Source organism: Candidatus Thiodiazotropha sp. LNASS1 (genome assembly GCF_964212655.1).
Lineage (GTDB): Bacteria > Pseudomonadota > Gammaproteobacteria > Chromatiales > Chromatiaceae > Thiodiazotropha.
In genome coordinates, this window is sequence record NZ_OZ156465.1 from 3084126 (window position 1) to 3109687 (window position 25562).

Sequence of the window (25562 nt, forward strand, 5' to 3'; positions counted from 1 at the left end):
GTTTAATGACGGTGAACAGAATGAAAGAGGTCAAACATTTCATCAATGGAGAATTTGTCGGATCCGCTTCGGGCAAGCTGTTCGACAATATCAACCCGGCGACGGGACAGAAGATCGGTATCGTGCACGAGGCCGGGGCGCCGGAGGTGGATGCGGCGGTCAATGCGGCACGGATGGCGCTGCAGGGTGAGTGGGGCCGCATGCCGTTGGCAGAGCGGGCCAATCTCCTGCATAAACTGGCCGATGGCATTACCGACCGATTCGATGAGTTCCTCGAGGCGGAGTGTCTCGATACGGGCAAACCGCAAAAGCTAGCCTGCCATATCGATATCCCCCGCGGGGCCGCCAACTTCAAGATCTTTGCCGATGTGGTGAAGAACGTGCCCACAGAGAGTTTCATGCTGGATACGCCGGACGGGCAGGGCGCGCTCAACTATTCACTGCGCAAGCCCAAAGGTGTGATCGCAGTGATAAGCCCATGGAATCTGCCTCTGCTGCTGATGACCTGGAAGGTCGGTCCTGCGCTCGCCTGCGGCAACGCAGTGGTGGTTAAACCCTCCGAAGAGACCCCCTTCACCACAGCCCTGTTGGGTGAGGTGATGAACCAGGTGGGAATCCCCAAGGGGGTGTATAACGTGATACACGGTTTTGGTCCCAACTCGGCAGGTGAGTTCCTGACCCGTCATAAAGGGGTCGACGGTATCACTTTCACCGGCGAAACAGATACCGGTGCGGCCATCATGAAGGCGGCCGCCGATGATATCACCGATATCTCCTTCGAACTCGGCGGTAAGAACCCGGCACTGGTTTTCGCAGACTGCGATATGGACAAGGCGATCGAGGGCACCCTGCGTTCCGCCTTCGCCAACTGCGGTCAGGTCTGTCTCGGAACGGAAAGGATCTACGTGGAACGTACGATCTACGATGAGTTTGTGGATCGTCTGAAGACCGGCGCCGAAACCCTGAAGCTGGGGCAGTGGGATGATCCCGAGACCGACATGGGACCCCTGATCAGCCACCAGCATCGAGACAAGGTGCTCTCCTACTACCGCAAAGCGGAAGAGGAGGGGGCCACTGTCGTCACCGGCGGCAGCACCCCCAACATGCCGGAGGTTCTGGCAGGCGGCGCCTGGGTGCAACCCACCATCTGGACCGATCTGCAGGACGATGCCTCGTGTATCAGGGAAGAGATCTTCGGTCCCTGCTGCCATATCCGCCCCTTCGACAGCGAAGAGGAGGCGATCGCCCTGGCCAACGACACCGATTACGGCCTGGCCACCGCGATCTGGACCGAGAACAGCGCACGCGCCCATCGGGTCGCGGCCCGGGTGGATGCGGGCATCGCCTGGGTCAACTCCTGGTTCCTGCGTGACCTGCGCACCCCCTTCGGCGGCGCCAAGCAGTCGGGTATCGGCCGCGAGGGAGGGGTGCACTCCCTCGAGTTCTACACCGAACTCAAGAACGTCTGTATCAAGCTTTGAGGAGTCATCGATGCTGAACGAACAACGCATCCACGAGCTGGGGGACGAACTCTTCGATGCCCTCAGCCAGCGCCGCATGATCGATCCGCTGACGGAACGGGAAACGGATATTACCATCGAGGACGCCTACCACGTCTCACTGTGCATGGTGAACCGGCGGGTCGAGAACGGAGAATCGATCATCGGCAAGAAGATTGGCGTCACCTCCAAGGCGGTGCAGAACATGCTCAACGTGCATCAGCCCGATTTCGGCTACCTCACCGACCGCATGGTCTACGGCAATGGCGACGCGATGCCGATCAGCAAAGCGCTGATCCAACCGCGGGCCGAGGGCGAGATCGCCTTCATGCTGAAGCGCGACCTGATCGGTCCGGGTGTCAGCAACGCCGATGTGTTGCGCGCCACCGAGGCGGTGATCCCCTGCTTCGAAATCGTCGACTCCCGCATCCGCGACTGGCGGATCAAAATTCAGGATACGGTGGCGGATAACGCCTCCTGCGGACTATTCGTGCTGGGCGACAAGGCGGTCGATCCGCGCAAGGTCGATCTGGCCACCGCCGGCATGGTGGTGGAAAAGAACGGCGAACTGCTCTCCACCGGCGCCGGTGCCGCCGCACTGGGATCGCCGGTCAACTGCGTCGCCTGGCTGGCCAACACCCTGGGCAGCTTCGGCATCCCCCTGAAGGCGGGTGAGGTGATCCTCTCCGGCTCCCTGGTTCCCCTGGAGCCGGTGGTGGCGGGGGACTTCATGCGGGTGGAGATCGGCGGTATCGGCTCTGCCTCGGTCCGCTTCACCTGATCCAACAGAGGAGTTTCGCCATGAGCCGACTCAGTCCTTTACCCACCGACCAGCACGCCGAGCTGGCGGAGCGCTTCGCCTTCTTTGAGAAGACCCTGGGCTTCGTACCCAACAGCCTGCTCACCATGCAGCGCAAACCGAAGCTGGTGGACGCCTTCATCCAGTTCAGCGCCGCCGTCTACGACCCGGACGGGGAGGTCGATCTCGGCTTCAAGCGACTGGTGGCCCATGTGGCCAGCAGCGCCGCCGGCTGCCAGTACTGTAAGGCGCATACGGCGGTGAGCGCCAAGCGTCACGGTATCCCGGTAGAGAAACTCGAGGATATCTGGAACTACCGCAACAGCGAACACTACTCGGAAGCGGAACGGGTCGCCCTCGACTTCGCCCTGGCGGCGGCTTCCCAGCCCAACGACGTCACCGATCAGCTGTTCGATGCGCTGCGCCGGTACTGGAGCGAGGAGGCGGTGGTGGAGATGTTGTCGGTGATCGGCCTGTTCGGTTTCTTCAATCGCTGGAACGACAGCCTGGCCACGCCGCTGGAGGCGGAGCCGTTGCAGACGGCGCAGACCCATCTGACCCAAGGCGGCTGGCAGGCCGGCAAACATATGAGCTAGGGCGGATCAACCGACAGCCCTGTTAAATCGACGAGGATAGGAGCAATGAACAAAATCAACGCAGCCCTGATCGGTTCCGGCAACATCGGCACCGATCTGCTCTACAAGGCACTGCGCAGCGACTGGATCAATCCGGTCTGGATGGTCGGTATCGATCCTGATTCCGAGGGCCTGGCACGGGCCCGCAAGCTGGGTCTGAAGACCACCCATGAGGGGGTCGATGGACTGGTGCCCCATATGCGAAAGGACGATATCCAGATCTGTTTCGACGCCACTTCCGCCTATGTGCACGGCGAGAACAACCGCAAGGTGCAGCAGCAGGGCTCCATCATGATCGATCTGACGCCCGCCGCCGTCGGCCCCTTCTGCGTGCCGCCGGTCAATCTCAAGGACCATGTCGGCAAGCGTGAGCTGAACGTCAATATGGTCACCTGCGGCGGTCAGGCGACCATTCCCATGGTGGCTGCGGTCAGCCGAGTGCAGCCGGTGGCCTATGGCGAGATCGTCGCCACCGTCTCCTCCAAATCCGCCGGCCCCGGCACGCGTAAGAATATCGACGAGTTCACCCAGACCACCGCCGGCGCGGTGGAGAAGGTGGGCGGCGCCAAGAAGGGCAAGGCGATCATCATCCTCAACCCGGCGGAACCGCCTCTGATGATGCGCGATACGGTCCACTGCATCACCGAGGAGGAGCCGGATCAACAGGCGATCACCGAATCGATCGAGGCGATGATCGCAGAGGTGCAGAAGTATGTCCCTGGCTACCGCCTGAAGAATGGCCCGGTCTTCGACGGCAATCGCGTCTCCGTGTTCATGGAAGTGGAGGGGCTGGGCGACTACCTGCCCAAGTATGCCGGCAACCTGGACATCATGACCGCCGCCGGTCTGCGTACCGCGGAGATGTTCGCGGAAGAGATTCTCAACGGTAGCCTGGTACTGGCACCTGAAAAGGCAACCGCCTGAGGGCAAGAACGATGAACCTGAACGGAAAGAAAATCACCATCCACGACATGAGCCTGCGTGACGGCATGCACGCCAAGCGCCACCAGATCAGCCTGGATCAGATGGTCGCCGTCGCCTCCGCCCTCGACGCGTCCGGTGTACCGATGATCGAGGTCACCCACGGCGACGGTCTGGCCGGCGCTTCGGTCAACTACGGCTTCCCGGCCCATACTGACGAGGAGTACCTGCGTGCGGTGCGGCCCCATGTGAAAAGCGCCAAGATCTCCGCGCTGCTGCTGCCGGGTATCGGTACCGTACCGGAGCTGGAGATGGCCGCCGACTGCGGTGTCGATACCATCCGCGTGGCCACCCACTGCACCGAGGCGGATGTCTCTGAACAGCATATCAAGAAGTCATGCGAGCTTGGGCTCGATACCGTCGGCTTTCTCATGATGGCCCACATGGTCGGTCCCGGGAAGCTGGTCGAACAGGCCAAACTGATGGAGGGCTACGGCGCCAACTGCATCTATATCACCGACTCCGCCGGGTACATGTTGCCGGAGGATGTGAGCGAACGGCTGGGTGCCGTGCGCGACGCCCTGCAGCCGGAGACCGAGCTGGGTTTTCACGGCCACCACAACCTCTCCCTTGGGGTGATCAACTCCCTGGTTGCGGTGGAGGCGGGCGCCACCCGTATCGACGGTTCCGCCGCGGGGATGGGTGCCGGCGCAGGTAACACACCTCTGGAAGTCTTTGTCGCCGTGGCCGAGCGCATGGGGGTGAAGACCGGCGTCGATCTGTTCAAGCTGATGGATGTGGCGGAGGATCTGGTCGTACCGATGCTGGACCGCCCCATCCGGGTCGACCGGGATGCCCTGACCCTGGGCTACGCCGGGGTCTACTCTTCCTTCCTGCTGTTCGCCAAGCGGGCCCAGGAGCGCTACGGCGTCTCCTCCCGTGACGTGCTGGTGGAGCTGGGCAGGCGCGGCATGATCGGCGGTCAGGAGGACATGATCGAGGATGTGGCCATGGAGATGGCCAAGGCGCAGGGAGCGAACTGATGGGTACATTGACGCAGGCACAGGTCGCAGAGCTGGCGGATTATCTTGAAACCAGCGAGCTGGAAGCGAAAGACGCCACCAAGATCACCGACCGCTTTCCGGAGATGGATTTCGAGGATGCCTACGACATCCAGTTCGAGATTCGCCGGCGCAAGGAGGAGAGAGGCAACAAGATTATCGGTCTCAAGGTAGGACTCACCTCCCGCGCCAAGATGAAGCAGATGGGGGTGGAGACGCCTGTCTACGGCTTCCTCGCCGACTACTTCGACCGTCCCGACGGCGGTGAGATCGAAACCGATCAGCTGATCCACCCCAAGGTGGAGGCGGAACTCGCCTTCGTCACCAAGGCCCCACTGCGCGGACCCGGCTGCCATATCGGCAACGTGCTGGCGGCAACCGACTATGTCATCCCGGCGGTGGAGGTCATCGACTCCCGCTACGAAAACTTCCGCTTCGACCTGATCAGCGTAATCGCCGACAACGCCTCCTCCTCCCGCTTTGTGCTGGGGGGGCAGATGGCCGATCCGGCGGATGTGGATATGCGCACCCTCGGCGTGGTGATGGAGAAGAATGGTCGGGTGGTCGAGCTGGGCGCCGGCGCCGCCGTGCTGGGCCACCCGGCCGCCAGTGTGGCACTGCTGGCCAATATGCTGGGCGAGCGAGGCGAGGAGATCCCCGCCGGTACCCTGATCCTCACCGGCGGGATCACCGCCGCGGTGGCGATGGAGAAGGGGGATTGCCTCAACGTACGCTATCAGGGGTTGGGCAGCGTGGGTATGCGGTTTGTGTGAGGGGATTGAGAGGAGAGGATGAAAAGATGAACAACGATCACCGATTGCTACCTGGCGGACCAGGGCGAGCTTTCGCATGGCTGGCGCTGGGTCTCCTGATCAGCGCCTGTGAGGCCCCCCTCGATCTGACCCTGGTTGAACGGGAGATCGAGAAGCCGATCTACCGTTTCGATCAATTGAAAGCGGCCGCTTCCAACCATCGCCGGATCATTGCGGTGGGGGATTACGGTACGGTACTCACCAGCCTGGATAAGGGTGAGAGCTGGCAGCGTACTCAATTACCCACGAAGTCGTCGCTGATCTCCGTAGCCAGTTGCGAAGACGGCAGTTTCGCAGCCATCGATACGGTACGTAAGGTGTGGCTTTCCGATGCCCAGGGTAGTGACTGGCGGGCGCAGCAACTGGAAACCATGGAGAGCCCGATGGCGATCAATTGTGATCCACGGGGACGGTTCTGGATTGCCGCCAGTTTCAGTACCCTGATCCACAGTGACGAGAGCCAGGGAAACTGGCGGGAGATATCGCAACAGGAGGATATGCAGTTCACCTCTATCCAATGGCTCGACAAGGACCATGCCGTGGTCGCCGGTGAGTTCGGATCACTCTACTTCACCGAGGACGGGGGGGAGAGTTGGGAGCGTGGCAATGATATCCCCAACGAGTTCTATCCCATGGCGGCCTGGTTCCGCACGCTGGACGAGGGGTGGGTCGCCGGGCTCAGCGGCACCATACTGCATACAGAAGACCGGGGCGAAACCTGGCATCGTCAAAAGTCGGTCAGCAGCGCCCCCATCTATAACCTGATTCCCCAGGGCGACCGGCTCTATGCCACCGGCGACAACGGTACCCTACTACAGTTGATTGGCGACGGCTGGGAGCAGGTGCCCGAGGCCCCGCGCCTCTTCTCCTATCTCATCACTGCCATACCCCAGGGCGAAGAGCGGCTGCTGGTAATGGGGGGGCGCGGGATTATCAGTCCGATAGACACATCATCCGGGGGAGACATCCAATGACCATGCACGCCTTCTCCCACTGGCTGAAAAACATCGATAATCTGGTGTTCCGCTATCCCAAGGTCTTTCTTGCGGTTATCGCTGCGCTGACCCTCTTTTTCGCCATCCAGGTTCCCAGGGTACAGATGTACTCGGATTTTGCCGACCTGTTGCCCCAGGAGCACGAATACATCAAGTTGCACAACTCCATCCGCGATACCTTCGGCGGTGCCAACAATGTGGTGATGGCGGTGGTGGTGGACGAGGGTGATATCTTCAGCCGGGAGACCCTGGCCCGCATCCATCGCATTACCCAGGCGGTGGATAACGTCAGCGGTGTCAACCACAATCTGCTGGCCAGTCTGACCCACCGTACCTCACGCAAGGTATGGCTGACCGAAACAGGAGACGTCAACTCCCAGCCCTACTACGATCCGCTAAAGGATAGCTGGACGGGTGAGGAGCTCAACAGACTGCGCGACGATGTGATGAGCAATCCCCGGGTCTTCGGTCTGCTGGTCTCCCCCGATCTCAAGGCGGCGCTGATCAAGGCCCAGTTTAACGAGGGGCAGTTGAACTATGGTGATATATTCAGTCAGCTGCAGCAGATCCGGGAAGCGGAGAAGGCGGCCGGTGTGGAGATCTACGCCACAGGCCAGCCCATGCTTTGGGGCTGGGTCTACAGCTATCTGGATCAGCTGTTTCTGATCTTCACCACCACGGTGGGGATTATGCTCTTCCTGCTGATTATCTACTTCCGTCGGGCCTATGGCATTTTGCTGCCCATGTTCGGCATCACCATCTCGGCGATCTGGGGCCTCGGTATCCTTTCTTTGCTCGACTACAATCTGGATCCGCTGACCCTGGTGATTCCATTCCTCATATCCGCCAGGGCCATGTCCCATGCCATCCAATTGGTGCAGCGCTTCTATGGCGAGTTGGAGGAGGTGGACGATTCACGCGAGGCGGCCCACCGGACCTTCGACTCCCTCTTTCGTCCCGGCAGCCTGGGTATCGTGTCGGATGCCATCGGCCTGTTGCTGATTGCTTTGGGTTCCGTGCCGATCAATGTGAAGCTGGGGATCTACGCCTCCCTATGGGCGATCTGCGTGGTCTTCACTGTTCTGATCGCTGTACCTTTGATGCTCTCCCTGCTGCCGAAACCGAAACCGGCGGCCAAAAGGCCCGCAGCGGAGGATGCGCTGTTCGGCAGAGTAGCGGCGCTGGTTGCCAACAAACAGGGTGGTTTGATCGTGCTGGGTACCGCCGGTGTGATACTGCTGCTGGGTGCCCAGCTCAGCAGCCGGGTGCAGATCGGTGAGTCGGAGCCCGGCTCACCCATTCTCTACCTGGATCACGACTACAACGTCTCGTCCAAGGTGATCAACGAGCGCTTTCCCGGTTCGGAAGAGCTCTACATCGTGGCCAGGACCGACGAGAAGGGCGGAATGAAGCGCCCGGATGTGCTGCAGGCCATCGAGGCATTCCAGAACCATATGCTGCTCGATCCGGAATTGGGTGGTGCCAAGGCGGTCCCCGATCTGGTGAAACAGGTCAACCGGATCTTCCACTCCGACGATCCCCGTTGGGCCATCATCCCCGATACCGAGGCCTATGTGGGCGGTCTGATGTTCGCCTATATGGCCTCCAGTCCGGTGCCCGGCGCACTCAAGGAGTTTGTCGATACCGATGACCAGGTGGCCAATATCGTCTTCTTCTACAAGGATCATCAGGCCAAAACGATTCGTCGGGCGATCCATCGCGCCAAAGAGTGGATCAACGAGCCTGCGAATCAGGTGGAGGGTCTGCATATCGAACTCGCCGGTGGATTGGTGGGGGTGACCGCCGCCATGAACGAGTCGGCCTATGAGAGCAATATGCTGATCATTCCCCTGGTGCTGGCCTTGATCTTCGTCTTTGTCACCTGGTTCTACATGTCCCTGCATGCGGGATTCATCATGTTCCTGGCGATGATGTTCTGTACCGTCTCCACCTACGCCTATATGGGACTGGCGGCCATCGGCATCAATGTCAATACGGTGCCGATCATCGCGGTGGGCATCGGCGTCGGTATCGACTATTCCATCTACATCATGGACCGGATTCGCGAAGAGACGGCCAAGGCCTCAGGCGATCTGCAGTACGCGGTGCTGCGCGCTATCGCCACCACCGGCAAGGCGATCGGCTTTACCGCCGCCTGCCTGATCGGCGGGGTGATCATGTGGGTGTTTATCTCCGATCTTCGATTCCAGGCGGACGCGGCGCTGCTGCTGGTGGTGATGCTGATCCTCAACGCCCTGGCGGCGATGTTTATCGTCCCCTCCTGGGTGATGATATTCCGCCCGAGCTTCATCGGCAGCGCCCGCTACGATGAAGACGGTGTGCTCTACGCGGAGAAGGTGATCGCGTGAGCTGGTGTGATGAGGCTGGCTGAGCCGTCAACATCTCAGCTTAAAACTTAAAACTCTTCGATCCCTCCTTAATGGCCGGCGTGCAGCTCCGGCCATTTTTTTGCCTTGAATAATTATCGATATAATTATCAATCATCATATGATAAAAGATATTATCGATATTTTTACTATATCGATAACCCCCTTCCTGGCGTCAGAATATTTTCTTTTATTTTCAGTGTCTTGAAAGTTGGCATGCCAGCTGCATAGTGAGTTCTGCACATAGTTATTTTACGTTGTCGGAGGAGGCTAGGATGTTCCTAGATAGTAATAAACAACAACCGGGAAGGATGCATCCGGTCATAGTCGCAGCCCTGTTGCCTGCCGTCATCACTGCTTGTTTAGGTAGTGGTCAGGCGGCGGCCTACACCTCTGAGGATGGCACGCTGCAGGTCAACGGATTTGTCGAAAACGCCACCTATGCGCGCCGCCATGTCGGCCTCAGCAAGATGCGCAATACGGTTCAGATTGAAGGCTCCAAAGACTACGGCGCCAAAGGCTCATTTTCCAATGTCAGTTTTGTCGGCACATTTCGCGCGACCTACGATGCGGTCTACGACCTCAATGACGATCAGTTCGGCAGTGAGGCCGGGGGGGACATCGGGCTGGAATCGATTGGTGGTGCAGGCACCACGCCTTGGGGCGCCTCAGATGTTTCGACCGGCGTTTTGGGTTTCGGTTTCGATACCGGTGAGAATCCTAACGAAGGTTTGGATAATCTTGGCAATGCGCTGCACGATACAGAGGGCGGGGTCGGCATGGGGGTACCGGTACGCCCCTGTGACGTGGATTCACGAGGCTGTATCAAAGATTATCTCGACTTCGATGAGAGTGATCTCAAGTATCCCGAATTCAACGATCGGCTCGATTTCCTGCGTGAGGCCTACATCGATGCCACCATGCCGACCGAGAGTGGCGCCACCTGGAACTTCCGGCTCGGTCGGCAGCAGGTGGTTTGGGGCCGCACCGATCTGTTTCGTGTGCTCGATGTAATCAATCCCGTCGACTATTCGCGGCATAACATCTACGATGAGCTGGAGGATATCCGCATACCCATGTGGATGGCCACCGGCGAGTACCGGATGGGCGCCACCGAGCGGTTCGATGATCTGAACCTGCAGTTTGTCTGGAACTTCGACGAATTCCGTCCCAGCAACCTCGGACAGGGTGGTACACCCTACGCGATTCTCGATGCGGGCAGTTTCTTCCGCGCCATGAAGAACTGCTGGGACAATGGCTGTTCGGTGGCGAATTTTGCCGGCGGCGCCCTGTCCACCGATTTCCCGGCCCATGTGATCGGTATCCGGGATGTGCATCTGCCGGATTGGTCGCTCAGCAATTCCCAATTCGGTGTCAAACTGGAGGGTGACTATCAGGGTCTGGGATTCTCCCTCAACGCCCTGACCTATCGTTCGCAACTACCCTCTCTGCGCGGTGTGGTGGATACGGCGGATAACCCCTTTACAACCGATATCGAGTCACAGAGCTATGACTATCTGATCGCCTTCGATATGCACTTCCCGCGGGTCAACCTTCTCGGTGGCTCCCTGGACTTCTACGTGGATGATATCAAGTCGGTCTTCCGCGTCGAGGCGGCTTATACACAGGGCGAAGAGTTTGCCAATACCCTGCGCCCGGAACTCTATTCCGAGTCTGATGTATTTCGCTATGTCGTCGGTTGGGACCGCCCCACCTTCATCCCCTTTCTTAATGAGCGTCGTGCATTCCTGCTCTCCGCGCAGCTGTTCGGTGAATACCTGGTCGATCACGAGCGGGAGACGATCAACGGTATCGAAGCGGGCATCCCCAACTGGGAAATCAACCATATAGGCACCTTGCTGATAAAGGGCTGGTACAAGAACGACCGGGTCAGCCCGCAAGTCATCATGGCGCATGACTTCAAGGCCCATGCCAGTGTCATCGCACCCTCTGTCGATTGGCTGATCAGCGACAATCTCCGTCTTACCGTCGGCGCCAATGTAAAGGTGGGTGATGGCGCCCAGGAGTTCGATGATTGCCGGGCCTGTAATCCCTTTCCACCGTTTACCGGAGCAGGCGCTCCGGGTGACCTTGCCCTGCGTAACCTGGCGGGTTTCGAACCGCTCGGCCGTTTCCGTTCCGGGCCTATCGGTATGGCCCAGGCCGAGGATGAGTTCCAGGTCACCTTGCGTTATCGCTTCTAAGTTTTTCAATGGAGATTCAAACAATGCGTTTGCTTAACACTATGCTGGCGGCTGGAGTGATACTCGCCGCCACACTGCCTGTCCAGGCTGCAATCAATGAAGATGTGGAGAAGAGTTTCTATCCCTACAAAACCGGTGTGCCGAGCTTCGAGGGATTGAGCGCGGGCCTGGTGATCGATCAGTCGAACGTGGATAAATTCAAGGATGTCCTCGATCCTGCAATGCATGAGTTCATCAGTCAGGGTTGGACAAAAATTACCGTGGGTGAGACCACCTCGTTCGACCTGCATCCCAACTATGTTCAGGCGACCAGAGATGGATTGGGTAAGGTAAAGCTCGGCGAGAAATCGGGTGAGATAGAAGGTTTCATCGCCGGCCGGCCTTTTCCAGAAGAGCCGTCGATGGATGATCCGCGGGCGGGTGAGAAACTGGCCTGGAACTACAAGTATGGCTACAACTGGGGTGACAACGCGGCGATCTATCCCTTCTACTGGAAGTACAAGGACATGAATTCAGGGAAACTGGAGAGAACGATCAAGTTCAATTTTCATTTCCTCAACTATATGCACCGGGTCAACCAGGAGCCGCTACCCGAGATCTCTCCGAATCCGTCCAAGCTGTTTCGTGCAATCTACGTACAGGCGTTGGAACCCTTTGACGTCAAGAATACCCAGCTGTTGATCCACCGCTACGAGAACGATCTGAAGCGCGACAGTGCCTGGCTCTATCTCGGTTTCCAGCGCCGTGTCCGTCGTCTGGCTTCAGGCCAGGTGACCGATGCCTTTCTCGGTTCCGACGTCATGATCGAGGACTTCGAAGGTTACAACGGGCGTATCAACGACATGGAGTGGAACTTCAAGGGTGCCAAAAACATCCTGGTGCCCTTCTACAGCCACAACGACCTGAAACTTTCCGAAGAGCATAAGGAGTCGGACGGTTACCAGTTCGTGGAGATGGGCGACAAGGGTAACTGCTTTCCTCAGATAACCTGGCAGTTGCGCAAGGTCTACGAATTGGAGAACAAACCGAAGGATTCGAACCATCCGATCAGCAAGCGCGTGCACTATATCGATGCCCAGACCTTCACCATTCCCCGTACCCTGACCTATGACCGCAAGGGGGATCTGTGGAAGAGTTGGCAGATCGGTCAGGCGCACCCGGATCATCATCTGCCGAAAAACAAGGGAACCGGTGTGGCGATCGACGACTCCTTCACCATGATTGATGTGCAGGCCATGCACTGCACAACGGGTCAGTTCAAGGGGCAAGTCGATCCCGCATTGAATCCCACCAACAAATTTACCGTACAGAACCTTAGAGCTTCCGGTCGTTGATACCGTGCCTTGCCTGGCGCATCGGCGCCGGGCATTTTTTACCGCTGACTGAGAGCGTGCAGCATGAACCCCGATTCAGCCGACATCTATCTCTATTTCAACTTCCGCAGTCCCTATTGCTATCTGGCAAGTAAAACCATGTGGCGGATATTCGACGAGTACCGTACAAATCTCATCTGGCGCCCATTGGGTGGCTGGGATGGGCGTTCGCCACCGGATGTGGCGGTCAAGAAGCTTCCCATTGCCCGCCAGGATATGGCGCGCTTCGCGCGACGTCTGGGTATCCCGGTCAACCCCCCGCCGAAAACCACCGATCCTACCCTGGCAGGTGCGGGATCACTGTTGGCGGAGGAGAAGGGATTGCTGCGTCCTTATATTGTCGAGGTGATGCGTAAGGAGTGGGCCGAGGGTCAGGATATCGGAGTGCTCGATGTGTTACTCGATGTGGGTAGCGAAATCGGCCTGGACAGGGAGGCGTTGGCCGAAGCGGCTCAGGATCCTGCCCGACAGGCTGTTTTGACGCATAACTGGGAGGAGGCTGAGGAGAAGGGGGCTATTGGGGTGCCCACATTCATTTGTGAAGATGAGATATTCTGGGGGCAGGATCGCATCGATTTTGTCCTGGAATACCTGCGGGAGAGGAGACTGTCCTGTCTATGAACAGGGAGGTCAGACTCTACGACAAACCTGAATGCCCCTTCTGCTGGCGTGTACGCATGGCGCTGCAACGTTGCAATGTGGACTATCAGCATTATCGATATGACGACCCTGAGCATCTGCAAAAGTGGCAGCGATTATCACCCGGAAACACCGTGCCGGTGCTCATGATAGATGAAATCGTCATCACCGAGTCTGCAGTCATGCTTGAATACCTCAATGACAGATATGGTAATCTGCTGCCTGCTTCGGCAAGGGAACGTGCCTTGGCACGGGGACTTGCCCACTATGCCGATGCACAGGTGGGGGAGGCGGTACGCAATCTGGTATTCGAGCGTCGGCAGCGTGAACCGAAAGAGTGGGATCAGGAGGTCATAGCCAGTGCTATGGAAGCCTGGCACCAGGCTCTGCCAAGGTTGGAGAGGGCTTTGGCGGAGACAGACTATTTCGTACCCGCTGCCGGTATACCCGATTATGTTCTGGCAAGTCGTTTCGGTCTCGCCATGGCATATGGCATGCCGCCGCCGCAGACACCACTGCTTGGCGACTGGTTCGCCAGGATGGCCGATCGCAGCGAGTTCCTGGATAGCGCACCCGGCGTGGTGAGAGATGCGCTACGCCGGGGTTGGCAGGTTTTCGATTAGGGGGTGCCTCTGATGGAAAAAAGCGTGGATCCGCCTGTGACCGTGCTGGTCACACGGCGACCCAAGCCGGGCAAGGAGCGGGCGTTCGAGGACTATCTTGCCGGTATTACCCAGGCTGCCTTGCAGCACCAGGGACACATGGGCACGAATATCTTTCGTCCTTCAAAACCGGGCGGGAATTACCGCATCATCTTCAAGTTCGATCGTCGCAGTAATCTTGAGCGCTGGGAGGGCTCCGCTGAACGTGCTGAGTGGCGCGCCATTGCGGAACAGGTCAGCGAGCCCAGGCAGGTTGAAACCATTTCCGGGCTCGAGGCCTGGTTCACCCTGCCGGCCTGCGCGATAAATGTACATCCGCCCAAATACAAAATGGCCCTGGTGGTGTGGATGGGTGTGTTCAGCCTGGTGACCCTGCTGAGCAGCCTGCTCGGTCCGTTGATGTCAGCCTGGCCCAGGCTGTTGCAGACAATCGTCCTGACCGCACTGGTGGTTGTCTGTCTGACCTATGCTGTGATGCCGCTCTTGACCCGGCTTTTCTCAGGCTGGCTCTATGCAAGCAAGGATCAGAAATGATCCTCTGCCACACCCAGGCCGCCCGGGGCTTCCACGCCCTCGGTGTCGGAGAGGCGTATCTTCAGCGACAGATTGTTGCGTGAATCCGCATGGGAGAGCGCCTCTTCCATAGATATCTTGCCCTCTTTGTAGAGCTTGTAGAGGGATTGATCGAAGGTCTGCATGCCGCGTTCGGTGCCTTGTTCCATGACCTCTTTGATGGTGTGAATATCCCCTTTCTGAATCAGTTCGGAGATGTAGGTCGATAACAGCATGATCTCGACCGCGGGGATGCGTTGACCGTTGATACCCTTTACCAGGCGTTGGGATATGACTGCCCGAAGATTGAGAGAGAGGTCCATATACAGCTGGTGATGGGCGCTGTCTGGAAAGAAGTTGATGATGCGATCGAGTGCCTGGTTTGAGTTGTTGGCGTGCAGCGTCGAGAGCGCAAGGTGGCCTGTTTCAGCATAGGCGATGGCGTGCTGCATGGTGCTCATTTCCCGGATCTCACCGATCTGAATCACATCAGGGGCCTCACGCATGGCATTTTTCAGGGCGTTTTCGTATGAGAGCGTGTCGAGTCCGACCTCACGCTGATCGACCACCGACTTTTTGTGGGTGTAGAGATATTCGATAGGGTCCTCAATGGTCAATATATGTCCGGCTATGCTTTGATTGCGGTGTTCGATCATCGAGGCGAGGGTTGTCGACTTGCCTGAGCCTGTCGCGCCGACGACCAGGATCAGGCCGCGGGGTTCCATGATCAGGTCCTTCAGAATAATCGGCAGGTTGAGCTTCTCTACTGGGGGGATCACGCCCTTGATATAGCGGATGACCATCGCTGAATCACCCCGTTGTTTGTAGACATTGACGCGGAAGCGCCCAAGGTTGTTGACGGAAATCGCCAGATTGCACTCGTAAGTGGCTTCGTACTCCTTGATCTGATCATCGCTCATGATGCCGTAAGCGAGTTTCCTGACCTGCCCGCTTTGCATTGGGGAAGACCCTATCGGACGAGTTTCACCTTCGGTTTTCAGGTGGGGGGCGGCACCGGTGCTGAAAAAGAGATCTGAGCCGTTTTTTTGCACCATCAGCTTGAGATAGGGCACGATATCCATTAACTGTTTCCTCGAATCGTTCTTGAAATTCAGTCCGTCGGCGGACGATTAATAATTATGTTCAGCCTTCTCTATCGGCAGGCGGGCCGAAGAATGTAGTCCAGGCGCTAAAATTTACAAAAAAATGGTGTTGTAGTGCTTGCCTGGTGGAACAGAGGTGGTTACCAGGCATGTGAAAGGGCGGTGAAGTACCAAATGCGGGGTACGCAGGGGTGGGATTGTACCAGCTACGCCCTGGCCGCCATGATAGGCGGAAGCGCTTTTGTCAGGGCCTGTCTTTCGGCCATGAATCCACCGCTGATGACGAAACCCAACAGATTTCCGGATTGATCGCGGTAGAGGCAGCGGGTGCCCTCCCTATTCTCATCGCAGAGCCAGCTACCCTGTACCTTGCGATCGGGTGGTGCGACGGCAATCGGGTGGAGTGGGGTCTTGATTATTACCGGCATGGCGGGATAGACCACCTCGGTCGGATCTCCGGTAAGTGTTTTGGCCAGAGCCCGAGCCCCGTGCATGATCGGCATCACATAGGGCAGGTTATAGCCGGAGACCTCGGCACAGTCACCCAGGGCGTAGATCTTCTCGTCGCTGGTCTGCAGCATACGGTTGGCGACCACGCCTCGGGCGACTTCCAATCCGCAGGCTTCCGCCAGCCCTGTGTCCGGATAGAGGCCCACTGCTGACAGGACCAGGTCACAGCTGACACTCGTGGCATCGGTCAGGATCAGGCGGTATCCCGCTCCATCCTGTTCCATGATGCTGGCGGTCTGTTGCAGGCGCCACTCCGCCCCGGCTTGCTGCATGCTGTGTTGCAATGCCTTCGCGGTAAGCGCAGGCAGAAGGCCGCTGATCGGATAGGGGTCCGGGCCGATCAGGGTGACGCGGTAGCCGGAGAGCAGAAGATCGTTGGCGAATTCACATCCGATCAAGCCGGGACCGATGATAGCGATATGGGCGGGTGGAGGGGGGAGTCGCCGGCGGAAACCGGCATAGTCATACAGGCTGTTGATGGTTATGCGTTGTTCGATGGCGTCGCCGCGCATCGCGGGGATTATGGGATGTGCGCCCAATGCCAGTATCAGATTGTCGTATTGCCGCTCGCCGGCATCGGTGATTACTCGCCTTGCTTGGCGATCTATCCGAGTGACACGGCAATCTGTCTCGATACTCAGGCCATGTGTATCGGCCATCTCCCGTGCGCTGGCATTGACCAGCGCCTCGGCCTGCTTGCCGTTTTGCAGGCCGGTCGAGAGCATCGGTTTTGAGTAGAAATCACCCGCGTCGGCGGTGACCATATGCAGTGGAAGCCCCTGGTCATGCACCCTGATCTCCCGTGCCAGGGTATATCCGGCAAGGCCCGAACCCAGTATCAGTACTCTGTCCATGGTTTTTATTATGCTTTCACGCCGGTTGAACCGGCTTACTTACGGCAGTTGCCGCGACATCAAGTATGATGGATCGGACTGGGACTAGGCGACCATTTCCACCATTTCGAAATCAGACTTGCTGACACCGCATTCCGGACACTCCCACTCCTCCGGGATATCCGCCCACCGGGTGCCGGCAGCAATGCCCTCCTCGGGAAGGCCTTCTGCCTCATCATAGACAAATCCGCAAACTATACATTGATACTTCTTCATCTCATTCCCCGGTCAATTACTGAGTCGTCGTAATGGTTTTTCACAAAGATAGCGTCTGTCCAGAGAAGACTCCACCCTGTAAAGATTGGGGAAAGGGATTGCGTGGATTGGTTATGCCGGCGGCCCTAATCTTCGTATTCCGAGGCGCGCCGTGCGTCGCCGAAGACCTTTTCCACCGGATATCGTGCCTCGTTTATGGCGATTTTACGTTCGACGGCTTCAATCAGGTCAATATCGAGACGCTCGGCACAGCGGATCAGGTAGATCAGGATATCCGCCATTTCCAGCGTCACTTCATCGTGCTTTTCCTGAGTCAGATTCATGCTCTGTTCCGGTGTCAGCCATTGGAAATGCTCCACCAACTCCGCACACTCGGCGATCATCGCCATGGTGAGATTCTTCGGATTGTGGAACTGCTCCCAGTTACGGGTTTGGGCAAAGGCCTTTAAACGGCTATTCAGATCATCCAGGCTATCTTTAGGCATTGTCAGGTATCTTTGAAATGAGTGTACGGACATTTAATACCACATGCCGTTGCGGTGCCAGCGTGGGCGGTAGGGGTTGTGAGCGAGAAGATGTCGTATATCGCTGGCGGATAAAACCTCATCTGAAGTCGTGCTGCCCTGATGGGTAAGTGCCATCAATCGCGCTACCCGATCGTCGGTCGGTGGGTGGGTACGCAGGAGAGACGGATCGGGAATACGCGGGCCGGGATGAAGCAGGCGCTCCAGCAGGCGGTGCCGGGGGGGCTCGAGCTTGTTCAGGGCGGAGGCCAGCCCCAGGGGATCTCCGGTCAGCTTTACCGCACCCAGGTCCGCCTCGTATTCACGGCTGCGTGACAGGGCGAGTTGCGCCAGGGCACTCAATGTGGGGGCAACCAGCAGTAACAGAATGGGGATCCAAGGCAGGGTAGTCTGGCCGAACAGCATCAACGGCAGATTGATCAGCAGCAACAGTTGTCCGATCATGGAGAGAAAACCGGTGACACGGCTGGTGAGATCGGCAAATGCCATCAGTCGTGTATCCTGGTTCACCACATGCACCAACTCATGCGCCAGCACACCCGCCATCTCCCGCCATGCCATGCGGCGCAGCAAGCCATCCGAAACGGCGATGGCGGCATTGTGGCGATCGCCTGTGGTGAATGCGTTCATGACATCGGACGGTAGATAATAGAGTTGCGGAATCTGCTCCAGCCCGGCACGCCGGGTCAGCTGTGCCATAAGACGGTAGAGATCCGGGGCCTCATTGGGGGTAAGCCGGCGTGCGCGAAAGAGACGCATTGCCCACTCGGGGGAGGCAACCGGATTGATCGGATACGAAATCAGGATCACCAAGGCTGTTGCAACAGCCAGCGGGAGGCCGCCGAGAAACCAGGCGAGCCAGGCGCAAAGACCACCCAGACTGATGATCAGTAACAGGGATTGCAGTGTATTTTTGACCTTGTGCTGCAGATAGGTGGTCTGTTCCATGAGTGTGTTCCCGAATCGCGGGTTCAGGTTCGATAAAAACAGATAGGGCATAGCCCTGTAAATAGCGTATCACTCAGCTTGCGTTACCGTGAATTGGATAATTGAGGAGTGCGTTTGCGGAAGATGTGCGACAATCCTAGGTTCTGTTCTGTCGTTCAACCAAACTGTAAACAGGTGGAGTCGCGATGCTGGGGATTCACGGATTGCTCACTTGGTTAAGCCATCATGAATACATGATGATGCTGGTCATCCTCTTGATGAGTTTGGCAGGTACGCTGCTGTTTGTCGGCAATCTGTTCGCCATTGTGTATGCCTTCGGTCAGAATATCTGGTGGGGGGTGAGTGTTCTGTTCATCCCGCTCTTCAGCGTCGTTTACTGTATCCGTAATTGGGATAGAGCGGCTTATCCCGGAAAGATGCTTATTGCAGGACTGGCGACAACCAGTCTGACCTATGCCTCGCTTGTTATTTTAGTCCTGCTCTATCCGGTATGACGGCTGAGCATCCATGGAACCTGGTCTGCTCGGATCGCATCAGACAGCACTTAAAACGGGCAGTTATGCTAAGGGGCGGTTGATGCCGCTAAGATCCAGATGAGGGTAGCTGCCCGGCGATCAATTCAATCGTGTTTTGATCCGGATCCCGGCAAAACAGCGCCTCGCGGCCTGAGCGGCTCATCGTATAGTCAATGCCCGCTTGATCCAGCTTGGCACGCATGGCTTTGAAATCATCAACCATGAAGGCGGCATGACGGTCCCGTCCGCCATGTTCCGGACGCTCGGCAAGGGCGTCGGGATTATCCAGCTCCAGCAGATGGATCTGCAGATCACCCACCTTCAGCCAGGCCCCGGGGAAACCCAGATCGGGACGAGCCGGATCGACCTCCAAGCCCAATAGGTCCCGGTAAAAAGCCAACGAGCGCCGGGTATCGGCGATAAGCAGGCTGACATGGTGCAGTCGGATCATCATGATATCAGGTGGCAAGACGCTCTCTGGCACGGGAAATCGCACGGCGTACCTGATTGGGGGCGGTGCCGCCGATATGGTCACGCGCGGCGAGGGAACCTTCGAGGGTGAGGATATCGAATACATCCGCCTCGATTTCACTGGAGAAACGCTGCAACTCCTCCAGTTTCATCTGCGAGAGATCGCGCCCTTCGGCAACACCGAATGCAACCGCCCTGCCTACCACCTCATGGGCGTCGCGAAAGGGAATGCCCTTGCGCACCAGGTAGTCGGCCAGGTCGGTAGCGGTGGCGAATCCCTGCATGGTTGCCTGTCGCATGGCCTCCTTGCGGCAGTTGATGGCGGGGACCATATCGGCAAAAACCTTCAATGACCCCTTCAGATTGTCCACGCTGTCGAACAGGGGTTCCTTGTCTTCCTGATTGTCCTTGTTATAGGCCAGGGGCTGGCTCTTCATCAGGGTCAGCAATGCGATCAGATGACCGAAAATACGGCCGCTCTTGCCCCGAATCAGCTCAGGGACATCCGGGTTCTTCTTCTGCGGCATGATCGACGAGCCGGTGCAGAAACTGTCGGAGAGTTCGATAAAACCAAATTGTGCGGAGGACCAGATGATCAGCTCCTCGGAGAATCTCGACAGATGCATCATCAAAATACTCGCAGCGGCGCTGAATTCGATGGCGAAATCACGGTCCGAGACGGCGTCCAGAGAGTTTTCCGCCGGTCTCGAGAAGCCCAGCAGTTCGGCCGTCATGTGACGGTCGATCGGGTAGGTGGTACCGGCCAGTGCGGCGGCGCCCAGAGGCATCACATTGAGCCGCCTGTTACAGTCGGCCAGGCGCTCCCGGTCGCGCTCCAGCATCTCGAACCAGGCCATCATGTGGTGACCGAAGGATACCGGTTGTGCCGTTTGCAGGTGGGTAAAGCCTGGTAATATGGTATCAGCCTCCAGTTCGGCCTTATCCAGCAAGGCGGTTTGCAAACGGAGAATGGCGTCTCTGATCTGCTCGATTTCGTCTCGCAGCCAGAGTCGGATATCGGTGGCAACCTGATCATTGCGAGAGCGGCCAGTGTGAAGTTTTTTACCGGCATCGCCGATAGCCTCTGTGAGGGCGGATTCGACATTCATATGCACATCTTCCAGGGAGATGGACCAGGTGAAATCTCCTTCTTCAATGCGTTTGCGGATCTGTCCCAGGCCGAGCACGATGGCATCGCGTTCGGCATCGCTCAGGATGCCCTGACGGGCCAGCATGGTGGCGTGGGCGATGGAGCCTTGAATGTCATATTGGTAAAGTCGCTGGTCAAAGCCGACAGATGCGGTGAATGCCTCAACAAAGGCATCGGTCGGTTCATTGAAGCGGCCTGACCAGGGTTTCGTAGGCGCGTGACTGTCGCTCATGTAGGATTGTCCTGAATTTGTAAGCAGGCCGGATTATAGCAGGCAGAGGATGAATGCAGCAGAGTGAGACACAATCTGAAAGGAAACGACCATCGGATTCTGATGGCAGGGTGATCTTTATCCCCAATCTGTGTGCCATGCGGGCCGTATTCGCTGTGGTCGTGATCTGTGAACTGCTTGCCATCCTGTTGTCCCTGGCAGTGACCGAGCGCTTGAGTGGCTTTTTTTCGGTTCTGAGTCTGATCTCGTTACTGGTGCAGTGGATCGGACTGAGCACGGCGGTGTTGATCTGTCTGCTGCGTCCGCATCTCAACAGACTGGGGAATTGGTGGGCAGGCATGAGTGTGTTCCTTATCCTGCTCGGAATGGCATGGCTTGTATCCCACCTGATTGTCTGGATGAACAGCAGCATGCAGCTGGCGATGTTGTCCCATAATCACACCGACCTGATTTGGCGTACCCTGGGTATCAGTGCCATCGTAGGTGTATTGGTACTCCACTACCTCTATCTGCAATATCTGTGGCGGCGGCAGGAGGAGGCTGAGAACAGCGCCCGATTGCAGGCCCTCTACTCCCGCATTCGCCCCCATTTCCTGTTTAACAGCATGAACACCATTGCCAGCCTCACCCGGAGTGACCCTGCGATGGCCGAAGAGGTGGTGGAGGACCTTGCCGATCTGTTCAGGGTTTCTCTCGGTGATGCCAGCCAGCTTTCGAGTCTGGGTAGAGAGCTGGATCTGGCCCGCCAGTATCTCAGTATCGAACACTATCGTTTGGGCGAACGGCTGAACCTTGTGTGGGATCTCAATGACCTGCCGGAACAGGCCAAGATCCCGCCGATGATCATACAGCCGTTGCTGGAGAATGCGGTTTACCACGGTATCGAGCCTGCCGCAAAGGGCGGCACGATCACCATTACGGGCCGTTATCGACGCAATCGGATAAATTTGAGTATCCGCAACACCCTGCCGGAAGCCGATGAACGAAGTCATCGTGAGGGCAACCGATTGGCAATGGAGAATATCCGCGCACGCCTTGCGGGTGTGTACGACTTGGAAGCGAGCTTGACCGAATCGAATATCGATGGAGAGCATCAGGTCAGATTGGCGATTCCGCATCCCTGGTGGGAGTAACAGTGGCTATTGGATGAGTGTGAACAGGCCCTATGGAGGATGGAGCTTTGAAAATATTGGTAGTGGATGACGAGGCCCTGGCAAGACAGCGCCTGGCGGCATTGATCGAAGAGCTTGGCAGCCCCTATCAAATGGTGGGTGAGGCGGCCAACGGGGAAGAGGCACTACAGCAGTTCAAGGAGCAAGGCGCTGACCTGGTATTGATGGATATACGCATGCCGGGGATGGATGGATTGGAGGCCGCGCGGCGGCTGGCTGAAAGCGATCGGCCACCGGCAGTTATCTTCACCACGGCTTATGAGGAACATGCACTGCAGGCCTTTGAATCATCCGCACAGGACTATCTGTTGAAACCGGTACGCCGTGAACGGCTGTTGACCGCGCTGCAACGCAGCCAGCGTGTTACCCGAAGCCAGCTCACTTCCACAACGGTCGAGGAACGTCAGGCCCCAAAACTGCACGCCAGTTATCGGGGCGGATTGAGGACGGTGCCTTTGGATCAGGTGATCTATCTGCGTGCAGACTCGAAATATGTCATGGCCCGGCACGAGGAGGGTGAACTGTTGCTCGAGGAGAGCCTGAAAGGATTGCAGGAGCGCTATGGCGACTGGTTGTTGCGCATCCACCGTAATGCCTTGGTGGTGAGGCGCCATCTGGTGGGACTTGAAAAGGGAAGTGACGGCATTCCGCGAGTCGTCATGCGCGGTTGTGACGAGACACTGGAAGTCAGTCGGCGACACCTCCCTGAAGTGAGGCGTGTGTTGCGGGGGGAGGAGTGACCGGGGCTCATATCCGGCGCGACATAATGAGATCAGGCAAGCTGTGGAAGTGGCTCCCATTGCTATTGGCCTGGGCTTTGTTGCAGCAGTATCCAACGGGTAGCCTGGCCAGCGAGGGTGCGGACGGAGAAACAGAGCAACCGCAAGCCTTACCACTGATTGTGCAGTCCTGTTTTCCATGTCACGGTCCGCAAGGCCAGAGCCACTCCCCGGCGATACCTTCCCTGGCCGGCCTGCCGAGAGATTATCTGCTCAAGGTGTTGCGATCCTTCAGCCATGGCGGCCGTTTTGGCACGGTGATGGGACGTCTGGTCCAGGGCTATGACGAAGGCGACTTCGCAATTATGGCCGACTACTTCAGTCAGCAGTCCTTTACCATTCCCAAGCAGACCACGGACTGGCGCCTTGTCGATCGCGGGCGTGTATTGCATCGTCGCTATTGTCGAGATTGTCATGGCGACCCCGAGACGCCGTCTGAAGCGGGTGTGCCAAACCTGCATGGAGGCTGGATGGATTATTTACGCTGGACCTTATGGGACTATCTGGTGGGGGTCAATCAGGGCGATGATGAGATGGCGGATCAGCTATCCCTGCTTATGCGCAGACATGGCGCCGAGGGTGTTGAAGCGTTGTTGCATTATTATGGGAAGGGGAAACCGTGATTGCCAGCGGCCAGCTGATGATTGATTGCGTGGATCTCTTGCAGGCTTTAGCATAGGCACCCGACTAGTGAGAATGATAATCAGCCGATAGGCACTCCGTTGTACCCGCTCTGAATTTTGAGGCCTCCCATCCATGTCCCAGACGATAACCATCGCCACCCGTAAATCACCTTTGGCCATGTGGCAGGCCGAACATGTCGCCGCTGAATTGAAAAGGGTCCACCCGGATATTCGGGTAGAGCTGATGGGAATGACCACCCAGGGTGACAAGATCCTTGATACCCCACTGGCCAAGATCGGGGGCAAAGGATTGTTTATCAAGGAGCTGGAGCAGGGTCTGATCAGTGGCGAGGCGGATATCGCGGTGCATTCGATGAAGGATGTGCCAGTAGAACTGCCACCGGGGTTGCATCTGCCGGTGATCATGCAGCGCGAAGACCCGCGGGATGCATTTGTCTCCAATCGCTATCAAAGCATCGACCAATTGCCACAGGGGGCTTGTGTCGGCACCTCCAGTCTACGGCGTCAATGCCAGCTGGCTGAAGTAAGGCCTGATCTGGTGATCAACTCCCTGCGCGGCAATGTGAACACCCGTTTGCGTAAACTTGATGATGGGGAATATGATGCCATCATTTTGGCTGCCGCCGGTTTGAAACGCCTGGGTTTCGAGGATCGAATAACCGCCCTGATCGGTCCCGAACAGAGTCTGCCCGCCATCGGACAGGGTGCGGTGGGTATCGAATGCCGGGTGGACGATCCGCGGGTGAATGACCTGATCACACAACTGCACCATGCGGAAACCGCTTATTGCGTGGGGGCGGAGCGGGCCATGAATCAGCGTCTGAACGGGGGTTGCCAGGTTCCCATCGCCGGTTATGCCATGCTGGAATCGGGGAATCTCTGGTTGCGTGGCCTGGTGGGTGAACCTGATGGCAGCCGTATCATCCGCGGCGAGGTCGAGGGTAAAACCCAGGAGGCCCGAGCAATGGGCGAAGGGTTGGCGGATCGGCTGCTGGAGTGGGGGGCTGACGAGATTCTGAAGGCCCTCTATGATACCCACTGAGGGTTGGCGGCGATGTCCGGTTTCCCGATTGGATAAGCATGTCGGATCTTGACTTGAAAGGCAGGGGCATCCTGGTTACACGGGCCGCGCATCAGGCGGATGGCCTGGTAGAGCGGATTCAGACCGGCCAGGGGAGGGCGATTCGCTTTCCGGCACTGGAAATCCTTGCCTGCGAACAACCCGGTCCGGTGCGTGATCTGTTGCAGCGGAACTGGGACGTGATCATCTTTGTCAGTCCCAATGCCGTCATCCATGCCTTGAAATTGTTAGCGGGCAATCGGCTTCAAGCTACCCTGGGGGCGGTCGGACAGGCGACAGCGGCAGTGTTGCGTCAGTCCGGGTATAGTATCGATCTGTTGCCCGCGGATCGATATGACAGTGAAGGTCTGCTGATGCTGGCTCCGTTGCAGGAGATGACGGGTAAAAAGGTGCTGATCGTTCGTGGCGAAGGGGGTCGGGCTCTATTGGGCGAAGGCCTTCAGGCGAGAGGTGCTGAAGTAGGTTATGCTGAAGTCTATCGGCGGGTCAGACCGGCAGTCGACCCTGACCCACTATTGGCGCAATGGCGGGAGCAGATTGATCTGGTGACTGCCACCAGTATTGAAATCATGGAAAATCTTATCACGCTGGTGGGAGAACCAGGCTGGCCCCTGTTACAGCATACGCCACTCCTGGTGATCAGCGAGCGGATGCTCAGGCATGCGGAAAGCAGGGGATTTCAGACCATCCTGCTCGCCGCTGGCGCGAACGATGATGCAATCATGTCGGCGATTCAGAACTGGGTAGAATGTACCTCCTGAATGAGTCTATACGATCAGTTCGAA

At 57.7% G+C, this 25562-nt stretch carries 26 protein-coding genes; 19 read left to right on the forward strand and 7 right to left on the reverse strand.

Features of this window, described 5'->3' with window-relative positions:
- The first annotated feature begins 5 nt into the window (after nucleotides 1-5).
- From AB8516_RS13520 to AB8516_RS13580, 13 genes are all read left to right on the forward strand, one after another.
- The gene (locus AB8516_RS13520) at nucleotides 6-1481 is read left to right on the forward strand and encodes a 2-hydroxymuconic semialdehyde dehydrogenase (protein ID WP_369161394.1); all 1476 of its coding nucleotides are present in this window, start codon (nucleotides 6-8) and stop codon (nucleotides 1479-1481) included.
- Nucleotides 1482-1494: 13 nt separating this feature from the next.
- A complete protein-coding gene (dmpE, locus tag AB8516_RS13525; RefSeq protein ID WP_369163288.1) occupies nucleotides 1495-2280 on the forward strand; it encodes a 2-oxopent-4-enoate hydratase in 786 nt (261 codons plus the stop codon).
- A gap of 20 nt (nucleotides 2281-2300) precedes the next feature.
- Nucleotides 2301-2894, forward strand: coding sequence for a carboxymuconolactone decarboxylase family protein (locus tag AB8516_RS13530; RefSeq protein ID WP_369161396.1), 594 nt, complete (start codon nucleotides 2301-2303; stop codon nucleotides 2892-2894).
- A 45-nt stretch (nucleotides 2895-2939) separates the two neighbouring features.
- Nucleotides 2940-3857 carry an acetaldehyde dehydrogenase (acetylating) gene (locus tag AB8516_RS13535; protein WP_369161398.1) on the forward strand — a complete coding sequence of 306 codons (918 nt, stop codon included), beginning with the start codon at nucleotides 2940-2942 and terminating at the stop codon, nucleotides 3855-3857.
- An 11-nt stretch (nucleotides 3858-3868) separates the two neighbouring features.
- A complete protein-coding gene (gene dmpG, locus AB8516_RS13540; RefSeq protein WP_369161400.1) occupies nucleotides 3869-4897 on the forward strand; it encodes a 4-hydroxy-2-oxovalerate aldolase in 1029 nt (342 codons plus the stop codon).
- Complete coding sequence (gene dmpH, locus AB8516_RS13545) at nucleotides 4897-5688, forward strand: 2-oxo-3-hexenedioate decarboxylase (protein WP_369161402.1); 792 nt, start codon at nucleotides 4897-4899, stop codon at nucleotides 5686-5688. Before dmpG ends, dmpH begins: the two co-directional genes overlap by 1 nt.
- Nucleotides 5689-5714: 26 nt before the next feature.
- Nucleotides 5715-6701, forward strand: a complete 987-nt coding sequence (locus tag AB8516_RS13550) for a YCF48-related protein (protein WP_369161404.1) — start codon at nucleotides 5715-5717, stop codon at nucleotides 6699-6701.
- On the forward strand, nucleotides 6698-9091 hold the full coding sequence (locus tag AB8516_RS13555; RefSeq protein WP_369161406.1) for an RND family transporter: 2394 nt from the start codon (nucleotides 6698-6700) through the stop codon (nucleotides 9089-9091). Before AB8516_RS13550 ends, AB8516_RS13555 begins: the two co-directional genes overlap by 4 nt.
- Nucleotides 9092-9384: 293 nt before the next feature.
- On the forward strand, nucleotides 9385-11313 hold the full coding sequence (locus tag AB8516_RS13560; RefSeq protein ID WP_369161408.1) for a DUF1302 family protein: 1929 nt from the start codon (nucleotides 9385-9387) through the stop codon (nucleotides 11311-11313).
- Nucleotides 11314-11336: 23 nt separating this feature from the next.
- Nucleotides 11337-12647, forward strand: coding sequence for a DUF1329 domain-containing protein (locus AB8516_RS13565; RefSeq protein ID WP_369161410.1), 1311 nt, complete (start codon nucleotides 11337-11339; stop codon nucleotides 12645-12647).
- Between the two features lie 63 nt (nucleotides 12648-12710).
- Entirely contained in the window at nucleotides 12711-13307 is a 597-nt protein-coding gene (locus AB8516_RS13570) for a 2-hydroxychromene-2-carboxylate isomerase (protein ID WP_369161412.1), read from the forward strand.
- Complete coding sequence (locus AB8516_RS13575) at nucleotides 13304-13948, forward strand: glutathione S-transferase family protein (protein ID WP_369161414.1); 645 nt, start codon at nucleotides 13304-13306, stop codon at nucleotides 13946-13948. Before AB8516_RS13570 ends, AB8516_RS13575 begins: the two co-directional genes overlap by 4 nt.
- A gap of 12 nt (nucleotides 13949-13960) precedes the next feature.
- The gene (locus tag AB8516_RS13580) at nucleotides 13961-14521 is read left to right on the forward strand and encodes an antibiotic biosynthesis monooxygenase (protein ID WP_369161416.1); all 561 of its coding nucleotides are present in this window, start codon (nucleotides 13961-13963) and stop codon (nucleotides 14519-14521) included.
- Here the strand turns inward: AB8516_RS13580 and AB8516_RS13585 are convergent.
- From AB8516_RS13585 to AB8516_RS13605, 5 genes are all read right to left on the reverse strand, one after another.
- Nucleotides 14512-15621 carry a PilT/PilU family type 4a pilus ATPase gene (locus AB8516_RS13585; protein WP_369161418.1) on the reverse strand — a complete coding sequence of 370 codons (1110 nt, stop codon included), beginning with the start codon at nucleotides 15619-15621 and terminating at the stop codon, nucleotides 14512-14514. The genes AB8516_RS13580 and AB8516_RS13585 overlap by 10 nt on opposite strands.
- Nucleotides 15622-15848: 227 nt before the next feature.
- Nucleotides 15849-17006, reverse strand: a complete 1158-nt coding sequence (locus AB8516_RS13590) for an FAD-dependent oxidoreductase (RefSeq protein ID WP_369161420.1) — start codon at nucleotides 17004-17006, stop codon at nucleotides 15849-15851.
- 84 nt (nucleotides 17007-17090) lie between these two features.
- Complete coding sequence (locus AB8516_RS13595; RefSeq protein WP_369161422.1) at nucleotides 17091-17261, reverse strand: rubredoxin; 171 nt, start codon at nucleotides 17259-17261, stop codon at nucleotides 17091-17093.
- Nucleotides 17262-17386: 125 nt separating this feature from the next.
- Entirely contained in the window at nucleotides 17387-17746 is a 360-nt protein-coding gene (locus tag AB8516_RS13600) for a nucleotide pyrophosphohydrolase (protein ID WP_369161424.1), read from the reverse strand.
- A 33-nt stretch (nucleotides 17747-17779) separates the two neighbouring features.
- Complete coding sequence (locus AB8516_RS13605) at nucleotides 17780-18733, reverse strand: zinc metalloprotease HtpX (RefSeq protein WP_369161426.1); 954 nt, start codon at nucleotides 18731-18733, stop codon at nucleotides 17780-17782.
- 185 nt (nucleotides 18734-18918) lie between these two features.
- Between AB8516_RS13605 and AB8516_RS13610 the strand changes: the two genes are divergently transcribed.
- On the forward strand, nucleotides 18919-19227 hold the full coding sequence (locus AB8516_RS13610) for a hypothetical protein (RefSeq protein WP_369161428.1): 309 nt from the start codon (nucleotides 18919-18921) through the stop codon (nucleotides 19225-19227).
- 88 nt (nucleotides 19228-19315) lie between these two features.
- On the opposite strand, the gene AB8516_RS13615 is transcribed toward AB8516_RS13610, so the two are convergent.
- Together AB8516_RS13615 and argH are read right to left on the reverse strand one after the other, a co-directional pair.
- Complete coding sequence (locus AB8516_RS13615; protein WP_369163289.1) at nucleotides 19316-19702, reverse strand: VOC family protein; 387 nt, start codon at nucleotides 19700-19702, stop codon at nucleotides 19316-19318.
- Nucleotides 19703-19706: 4 nt separating this feature from the next.
- Nucleotides 19707-21101: an argininosuccinate lyase gene (gene argH, locus AB8516_RS13620; protein WP_369161430.1), complete on the reverse strand. Its 1395-nt coding sequence runs from the start codon at nucleotides 21099-21101 to the stop codon at nucleotides 19707-19709.
- Between the two features lie 53 nt (nucleotides 21102-21154).
- Between argH and AB8516_RS13625 the strand changes: the two genes are divergently transcribed.
- From AB8516_RS13625 to AB8516_RS13645, 5 genes are all read left to right on the forward strand, one after another.
- The gene (locus tag AB8516_RS13625; protein WP_369161432.1) at nucleotides 21155-22234 is read left to right on the forward strand and encodes a sensor histidine kinase; all 1080 of its coding nucleotides are present in this window, start codon (nucleotides 21155-21157) and stop codon (nucleotides 22232-22234) included.
- 47 nt (nucleotides 22235-22281) lie between these two features.
- Nucleotides 22282-23013, forward strand: a complete 732-nt coding sequence (locus AB8516_RS13630) for a LytR/AlgR family response regulator transcription factor (RefSeq protein ID WP_369161434.1) — start codon at nucleotides 22282-22284, stop codon at nucleotides 23011-23013.
- 26 nt (nucleotides 23014-23039) lie between these two features.
- Complete coding sequence (locus AB8516_RS13635) at nucleotides 23040-23675, forward strand: cytochrome c (RefSeq protein WP_369161436.1); 636 nt, start codon at nucleotides 23040-23042, stop codon at nucleotides 23673-23675.
- 133 nt (nucleotides 23676-23808) lie between these two features.
- Complete coding sequence (gene hemC / locus AB8516_RS13640; protein WP_369161438.1) at nucleotides 23809-24738, forward strand: hydroxymethylbilane synthase; 930 nt, start codon at nucleotides 23809-23811, stop codon at nucleotides 24736-24738.
- A 38-nt stretch (nucleotides 24739-24776) separates the two neighbouring features.
- The gene (locus AB8516_RS13645) at nucleotides 24777-25538 is read left to right on the forward strand and encodes a uroporphyrinogen-III synthase (protein ID WP_369161440.1); all 762 of its coding nucleotides are present in this window, start codon (nucleotides 24777-24779) and stop codon (nucleotides 25536-25538) included.
- The last annotated feature ends 24 nt before the right edge of the window (nucleotides 25539-25562 follow it).